We start from the raw sequence: 8,007 nt of genomic DNA on the forward strand, positions 1-8,007 counted from the left end.
CTAGTTTTGGCGTTGCTGAATCTGGGTATGATACCAATCGAAATCCCTTGCCCTTACCCCGCCCTCGCCTCCGGCTCTGGCTCCCCTCTGTCTTGTCGTTTTTTTATTCGGGGGGAACCCTAGACATAAAAACGCCGCTCCCAAGCTTGGGAGCGACCCCAATCGCGCTGAGGTTCCCTCAGCGTGCGTTTGGGTCAAGACAGAGGGGTTGGGGGTGAGGGCAAGGTCTATGCTTCATACCCAAATTCAGCAACGCCTATTTTTCTAAAGCCTAAAGCCTAATACCTAAAGCCTAGTCCCCCGTCCCGTCAAGATGTTCACCATCTGGATGAGTCGATCGGGATCGATCGGTTTGGGCATGTGGATCTCAAAGCCAGCCGCGATCGCGCGTTGGCGTTCGCGCTCGCTGACATAGGCGGTAATTGCGGCTGCGGGAATCTTACCGCCCGATCCGACAGGCAACGCTCTCACCTGTCGGATCAAGGCAAAGCCATCTTCATCAGGCATCCCAATATCTGCCAGGAGTGCGTCATAGCTGCCCTCTGAGTCGGTTAAAGCGGCAATTGCCGCGCTCGTTGAGGTGACGGTCGTCACACTCGCGCCTGCGTCTTCGAGGATGTAGCGGATCAAATCGAGCAGATCCGTCTCATCATCTACTACCAGCATCCGTAAGCCAGTGAGATCGGGTGTCTCCTGCTGCGGTGGTAATTGGCGTTCTGGCGCGAGCGTCGGCAGATCGTCGATCGCGGCTGGATCTAGCGGCAGTTGGATGATAATCGTGGCTCCCTGTCCTAGTCCGGCGCTCTGTGCCCGTACGGTACCACCATGAAGTTCGATGATATGCCGGACGATCGCCAAACCCAAGCCCAAGCCCTGGGTCTGTTTACTGCTGCTCGAATCACCTTGGCGAAACTTGTCAAAGATGTGGGGTAATAGCTCTGGCTCGATGCCTTGTCCGGTATCGCTGATGTGAATTTGCAGCTCGGTAGGGGAAACGATCTCGGTAATCTCGACTCGTCCGCCAGTAGGTGTGAATTTAATCGCATTGGTGAGCAGATTCCAAAATACTTGTCCCAACCTGTCTACATCACCCACAATCGTCGTCGGGGTCAGGACTGTGCTAACTTGGATCGATTTGGCATCAGCAGCAAGCTGGACGCACTCAATGGCCGTATTCACGACCGCTCCGACATCGAGCTGCTGCGGGGCAAGCTGCAATTTACCGCTAATAATCCGGGAGAGATCGAGCATGTCATTGACTAGTTGCGATTGTGCCAAGGCACTGCGGTAGATGACCTCCAGACCGCGATCGATCTTGCTCTGCTCTAGCTGGTGGGCGCGGATGATTTGTGCCCAGCCGATGATGGCGGTGAGTGGGTTTCGCAGTTCGTGGGAGAGATTGGCGAGAAAATCATCTTTTGCCCAGTTGGCAGTCTCGGCGGACTGGCGGGCGAGTTGCTCTTGTGCGAGCAGGTGCGCTCGTTCGGCTTCATACTGCTGGCGCTCGGTAATATCTTCGATCGAGAGTAAAATCCGGTTGGTATCCTCAGCCGTAATGATCTTCACCGCATTGAGCAACATCGTTTTCTGACCGATCCGCTCGAATACATGCGTGACCTCGAAGTTGTGGAGGCTCAGATCGGTGGTAAACATCTCCTCTAGAATCGATCGCAAGCCGGGAATATCCCACTGTCCATTCCCCAGCTCGGAAATTGTTGAGTTGGCGGTTTCGAGTGCGGATACTCCAAATGTGTCGCAGAACGCTCGATTGGCGGTATTTACCCGCAAGTCTGATTCGATCGTCAGCAGGGGTACCTGGACGGTTTCGACGATCGCTTCGGCATAGTTGCGGGCGGCGACGATGGTGGCAGCACTGCGCTTGAGGGCATCAATATCGAGCAAAACGATGACGACGCCATCGATCCGATTTTCGACGGTGCGGTAGGGGCGGATGCGGAGGGTGTACCAAGTTCCGGCAAGGGTCTGGACTTCGATTTCTTTGCCGCTGAGAGTTTCGATTACCTCCAAAATTAGCGGCTCTAAATCGGGCAGATTGAGATTGGTGGTGATATCACTCAACGGTCGTCCGGTATCGGTCGAGATAAAATTAAATAACCGTTGCGCTGTCGGTGTAAAGCGGCGAATTTGCAGGTCGTTAGTTAACATCAAAATGGGGATGTTAATATTTGAAAGCAAGTTAGTTAAATCGTTATTGACTAGATCTAATTCGGTATTGCGATTGCGGAGTTCATCGTTGGTGGTATGGAGTTCTTCATTAGTTGCTTGAATTTCTTCTTTGGCGGTTTCGAGTTCTTCATTCGTACTTTGGAGTTCTTCATTGCTAGAGAGGATTTCTTCATTAGCAACTTTGAGATCTTGATTGCTAAATTCCTGCTCTTGCACCACCGCCCGGAGATATTCTTGAGTCGCGCGGTGTTCGTCTAGAGCGGTGGTGAGTTCTTGTCTGAGGCGGATATTATCGCGCTCGACATCGCCTTGGGGCAGGCTCGACTCTGCAACCTCACTGACGGTCGGGTCATCTTCAAATAATACTAAATAGTGGCTGGCTTCGACTTGTGGCAGCTTAAAGGGAATCACCTGAAGATTGAAGCTAATCGACCTGTCGCTGTCTGCGATCCGCAGTCCGATTCTACTAACGGGTAAATTCTGTTGTTGCGCTTGAGCGATTGCCGTTCGCAGTTCGAGCGCAAAACCCGATCGCACGAGGTTAAATAAATCGAGATTGGCAACTCCCGACGTGAGTTTGAGATAGCGATCGATCTCACCCCGCAATTGCAACACCTGCATTTTATCATCGATTACTACCCCGATTGGCGTGTACCGATCGACGATCAAGCGATCGATTTTCCCCTCAAAATCGAAGCTTGGTGTTGCCAGGAGCGGCTGGCGATTGCCGAGATTTCGATTTCCATAGCCGCTATTTTGGCGGCTCATTCTCGCGATCGGATAATTAGGCGTAAATAATAAGGGGTGCCGAGTTGTCGTTGGATTTTTGGCGTAAATGCGGTGCTTTTTGTCAACAACATTAAACAGATCTGCATATTTCCCCATACTTTCGGATGTGCCCAGCAACAGAAAGCCAGTAGCGTTCAGACTGTAATGAAAGATCGGGATAATCCGCTGTTGCAACGCATCGCCGAGATAAATCATCACATTGCGACAACTAATCAGATCGAGATTGGAAAACGGCGGATCGCTGCTGAGATCTTGACGGGCAAACACGCACAGTTCCCGCACCGCCTTACTAATATGATATCCCCCCTCGATCGGGTAAAAAAAGCGATGGCGGCGTTCTGGCGACACATTCACCAGCCGATCTGCGGCATAAATTCCGATCCTAGCGGTGTCGATGGCGGGTTCGCTAATATCGGTGGCAAAAATCTGAACTGCGGGCTGGAGATTGCGCTCTGACAAGAACTCTAACAGACAAATCGCGATCGAATACACTTCCTCCCCCGTCGAACAACCCGCCACCCAAATCCGAATCGGCACCTCCGCTGACTTATTTTGGCTAATCGTCGGGAAAACTGTGGTCGTCAGCAGCTCAAAAGCTTGAGGATCGCGGAAAAAACTAGTCACATGAATCAGGATTTCTTCATACAGGATCTTGACTTCAGTCGGATGCGCTTCTAGATACGCCACATAATCCTCCAGCCGTTCGATCTTCCGCAGCAACATCCGCCGCTGAATCCGTCGATCGAGCGTCTTGGGTTTATAATAACTGAAATCGACACCCGTACTCGCTCTGAGCATGGTAAAAATCGTCGTCAAAGCAGTTTGCGATGCGAGTACTTCACGATCGTTGGCGGCAATCGGCGGGCGCAGATCGGTGGAGAGCGGATTGCGAGCGATATCGACCAATTCTGCGGCAATTCGCTCCGGCGGCAACACAAAATCCACATTGCCAGTGGCAATTGCCGAAGTCGGCATACTATCGAATCTGGCGGAGTCCTCACACTGAGCGAATGTCACACCACCTGCGACCTTAATTGCCGTCAAACCTGCGGTACCATCACCATCACCGCCCGATAATACCACCGCGATCGCCCGATTGCCCCGATCTGCTGCTAGGGAGACTAGGAAGGCATCTCCAGGCATATATTTACCAAAAACCTTCTCGCGCGGCGATAACCCGAACGTGCCTTTAGATAGCTTCATCTGCGTATTCGGGGGAATGACATACACCCGATCTGGCTCTACCATCATCCCTTGCTGCACCTGAGTCACCAGCATTTTTGTGGCTCTAGTCAAAATCTCCGCTAAATAACTCTCTCGATCGGGCGACAAGTGTAGAATCAGGACGAACGCCATCCCAGTATCGATCGGTAAGTGGCTCAATAGCTGGGTAAAAGCTTCTAAACCCCCAGCGGAAGCTGCTATCCCGACGATCGGGAATTGAGCTGGTACTGGGCGATTAGCCGCAGTTGATTCGGGTGAGGATTCAGATGTCATCAGATCGAGCCATGTGGCGATAGTGATTTGAGGAGTTGACGATCTAATCTAACCGATCGTGACGGTTTAGGTCTACTGCCTTTAGGTAGATTATGGTGAAATTCCCAGTTGTAGCGCAACCCATGTCTAATGGTATAGTACGAATATTTGTTAAAATCTCATCTCTTTTTCTGCCGATGAGCGGAAAGGTGACTATTTTGGAAAATTTAGATTCTAGTTTGCCTAAAAATCTTGCCGATTGTTCTAATCCAGACTGTTGAGCGATATAATCTGCAATCTCTTCGATATCTTGGATTGCTGGTTTTGTCAGTCTAAATCGTTGGCGTAGCCTACCGTAGGTAATCGGTCTTCAGCTCTATTTACTGTAGCGAGATTTAAGATTCGATCTAATTTGCTCCATTGCGATATTACCATCAACTACCTCGCCCCGTTGAGATGCTTCCCAGCCGATCGATGCTGCCTGTTGCAGTTCTCCTAATTTTCCTTGGTAAATATCTTCCTGCTTGTCTAAAAGTTCGATCGCGGTTCTAATCACTTCGATCGCATTTTGATATTTGCCGCTAGTTAGTTGGCGACTGACGATTAGTTCTAATTCTGGCGGGAGAGTGACTTGTATAACACCTGCTCTTATTTGCTCTGGAAGATTCGGTTGCCTGTTTCTATTATAAGTTACCCAGAGATCGATCGAGACTGCTATCTCCCATACCGAATTAGCTGAAACTTGGCTAACAGCGCAGTTGTTCTCATCACTTAGAATACCCACCAATAGGTTAATAGCAACACATCACATCACATGTGGTGACAACTATACAGCATTTAACCCGATGATTCTTCTAAATTATTTTTAGTTGCGCTAATTTTTGCTGAATTAAAGTTTCTACTTCCTTAACCTCAGCATTCGAGTTAGGAATGTTGAACGTCTCTGGGGATGCTTCAGCCGTGAATCGATCGACAAACGTATAGAATGCAGATCGATCGTCAGGGTGAGCAATGACATAAGCTCTTAACTCACCTTTAGTCATGGTATCAAAGTTAGGGTTCATTATAAGAATCTCCAAAGACCATTAGGATAGATTTCGATCTGGATGTTATCACCAGCTAAAATAAATAGATTTTCCGTTCGATCGTCAAGACGAACAACGAAAATAGGCGTGAAGGTATTGGTTAAGGATTGGCACAGAATTACACACCTGATACCTTGTTCGGCGGTTGGCAAAATTTGGATACCTCACAATTATGATTATAGAATACTGCACTAGATCGCGATCGACCTACGCAGACTAGGAAATTAGTCTGCCTAGGCAGACTTTGCGACATGAGCAGCGGTTTTAGCCGCTAGCAAAAGGTGGATTTGGGCGAGGGATAAAGGATGATTTTACCGCCGCTGAGTCCTTTGCCGATGTAGTCGTTGGCATCACCTTCGAGTTCGAGGGTGACTCCCTTGGGGATAAATGCCCCCAACCATTTCGTTGAGGGTGCGGAAGCCGAGGGAAGCCATGATTTCCCGTAAGTCTTGGGCGATGAATCGCATGAAGTTGACGGTGTGGGCGGGATCTCCGGTATAGGTGGCACGGAGTTCGGGGTTTTGGGTGGCGATTCCGGCGGGACAGGTATTGAGATGCCAGACGCGCATCATAATACAGCCGAGGGTGACGAGGGGAGCGGTGGAGAATCCGAATTCTTCGGCACCCAGGAGGGCTGCTATGGCGATGTCTCGTCCGGTTTTGAGTTGTCCATCGGTTTCGACGACGATGCGGCTGCGGAGGTTATTCAGGACGAGGGTTTGATGGGTTTCGGCGAGTCCGAGTTCCCAGGGCAATCCGGCGTGTTTGTTGGCGAAGCCTCTCAGAATGAGAATTGAGGTTTGGGGTGAGGCTCCGGTACAGCCGAAACGTGATGAGGCTAATTGTTTGATGCCGCTATTTTTGGAGTCGATCGAGGTGTTAATCGGAAATATCTTCAGCCTGTGTACCCAATTGCTTTATTCTCTTTCGATGAGCCATATCGACCAGAACGAGATTCTTATCAGGTAAGAGTTCCTGGTTTGCAGGTGATGGAGTTCAATTTCTTGACGATTCAACTCAATCGGCTGAATTGGAGAGACTTCTTGACTCAACGTAATCCGGTCGCGGCGGCACTGATGGCAAAGATGAAAATCGACCCAGCAGATCGCCCACGGGTCAAGGTTGAGTGTTTACGAATGATTGCTAGTCTCAAGTTGGATAAGGCGAGAACTTTCCTGATATCGGGTTTCATCGATAATTACTTGCAGTTGAACCCTGTCGAGAAACAACAATTCCAAGTTGAAGTTGCTAAAATTAAATTACCTACTGAACGGGAGAATGTGATGGAACTTACTACTAGTTGGAAGGAAGAAGGAATAGTACAAGGTCGGGAGTCAGCAACACGGATAATAGTTAGCAAACAACTAACTCGAAAATTTGGCAACCTCTCCCCCGAACTTCTAGCGCGGGTGAATGGGTTGAGTATAGATCGAGTGGAAGCCTTGACGGAAGACTTGTTAGATTTTACCAATGTGGGGGATTTAGAGCGGTGGCTGGCGGTTTAACTTTGTTAAATACCGTTTTCACTCGATTCGATCGAGCCTGATGATTCGGCAAAGCAGAGGCTACGCCAACGAGATGGGGCAGATTGAATATGATTCAATTTTACCATTCCCACATTTAAGCAACAAGGATCGATCGAGACTAAAACCGATCGATCTCAAGATCGAAAGCACCATCTACAGTTGCTAAAATCATTCTTTCTAGTTCTAGCACGATTCTGCCCCGCAGACGCTTCGCGAACGATTCGTTGGCATTAGCTTACTTTGGCTAAAGTGCGAACTGCTAAAATTTCGTCAGAGCGTAAGGTTTCGATCGTAGAAATAGGCATCGCAATCTCTGTCAAAGATTCACCGATCGCATTAAAAATTTCTAATACGCAGCCTTCTTCGCCATTACTTGGATGAGGGACAAAATCAATTAAGGTTGCAATATCTCCGGCTCTGAGTCCATACTCTGGTCAATCGCGAGTTAATGAGACTTCTCGATATAATTCCATTGTCATATTAAAACCCCCTACTAGGTTTAAGTGTCACGAATTGAAATTTGCCATCGATCTGTCTTTCTAGCCAAAAGGTAATAATTGGCAGGATCGTACCATTTACACCGAAAAGTCATCAGCAATTATTTAACCGACAATTTCATTTAATCCGCTAACAATTACAGCTAGCTCCTCTGGAGAAATTTGGCTGATTCGATCGCCCAATCTATCTATTGATAACGTCCGAATCTGGCTGATTTTTACCCAAGACTGTTTTGGTAAAGATACTGATTCAATTAAAAAAGTCAGCGGAAACTCAGCCTTTGGAGCTTGACTCGTCAGAGCTAGAGCAATTACTGTTCCCGAATGCCGATTGAATACGTCCTGGCTGATAATCAATACTGGACGAGTACCCGATTGTTCGCGTCCGCGTGTGGGATTGAGATTTGCCCACCAGATCTCTCCTCTTAGTATGTCGGCCATTGAGCT

7 protein-coding genes and 2 pseudogenes are annotated in these 8,007 nt (G+C 48.8%); 1 reads left to right on the plus strand and 8 read right to left on the minus strand.

Going from position 1 to position 8,007, the window contains the following annotated elements; all coding sequences use genetic code 11:
- Window positions 1-285: 285 nt before the first annotated feature.
- From RMO52_RS19660 to RMO52_RS19680, 6 genes and pseudogenes are all read right to left on the minus strand, one after another.
- Entirely contained in the window at window positions 286-4,473 is a 4,188-nt protein-coding gene (locus RMO52_RS19660) for a chemotaxis protein CheB (RefSeq protein ID WP_310417630.1), read from the minus strand.
- 43 nt (window positions 4,474-4,516) lie between these two features.
- Window positions 4,517-4,816 carry a type II toxin-antitoxin system RelE/ParE family toxin gene (locus tag RMO52_RS19665; protein WP_309741619.1) on the minus strand — a complete coding sequence of 100 codons (300 nt, stop codon included), beginning with the start codon at window positions 4,814-4,816 and terminating at the stop codon, window positions 4,517-4,519.
- A 12-nt stretch (window positions 4,817-4,828) separates the two neighbouring features.
- Window positions 4,829-5,236, minus strand: a complete 408-nt coding sequence (locus tag RMO52_RS19670) for a type II toxin-antitoxin system ParD family antitoxin (protein ID WP_309741610.1) — start codon at window positions 5,234-5,236, stop codon at window positions 4,829-4,831.
- A gap of 70 nt (window positions 5,237-5,306) precedes the next feature.
- Entirely contained in the window at window positions 5,307-5,516 is a 210-nt protein-coding gene (locus RMO52_RS19675; RefSeq protein WP_309741611.1) for a DUF6887 family protein, read from the minus strand.
- Window positions 5,516-5,689 carry a DUF6888 family protein gene (locus tag RMO52_RS24820; RefSeq protein ID WP_396135056.1) on the minus strand — a complete coding sequence of 58 codons (174 nt, stop codon included), beginning with the start codon at window positions 5,687-5,689 and terminating at the stop codon, window positions 5,516-5,518. The genes RMO52_RS19675 and RMO52_RS24820 overlap by 1 nt, the downstream gene beginning before the upstream one ends.
- Before the next feature lie 125 nt (window positions 5,690-5,814).
- Window positions 5,815-6,379 (minus strand): annotated as a pseudogene (locus RMO52_RS19680) (glutamate synthase-related protein); the annotation flags it as partial.
- On the opposite strand from RMO52_RS19680, the gene RMO52_RS24825 reads away from it, so the two are divergent.
- Window positions 6,380-7,042, plus strand: coding sequence for a DUF4351 domain-containing protein (locus RMO52_RS24825; protein WP_396135057.1), 663 nt, complete (start codon window positions 6,380-6,382; stop codon window positions 7,040-7,042).
- A gap of 251 nt (window positions 7,043-7,293) precedes the next feature.
- On the opposite strand, the pseudogene RMO52_RS24830 reads toward RMO52_RS24825, so the two are convergent.
- Both RMO52_RS24830 and RMO52_RS19690 read right to left on the minus strand, forming a co-directional pair.
- Window positions 7,294-7,542, minus strand: a pseudogene (locus RMO52_RS24830) (DUF4926 domain-containing protein).
- Between the two features lie 123 nt (window positions 7,543-7,665).
- Window positions 7,666-8,001 (minus strand): type II toxin-antitoxin system PemK/MazF family toxin, encoded by a 336-nt coding sequence (locus tag RMO52_RS19690; RefSeq protein WP_309741613.1) that lies wholly within the window; start codon window positions 7,999-8,001, stop codon window positions 7,666-7,668.
- Between the last annotated feature and the right edge of the window lie 6 nt (window positions 8,002-8,007).

This window comes from Chamaesiphon sp. OTE_8_metabat_110, from assembly GCF_031382685.1.
Lineage (GTDB): Bacteria > Cyanobacteriota > Cyanobacteriia > Cyanobacteriales > Chamaesiphonaceae > Chamaesiphon.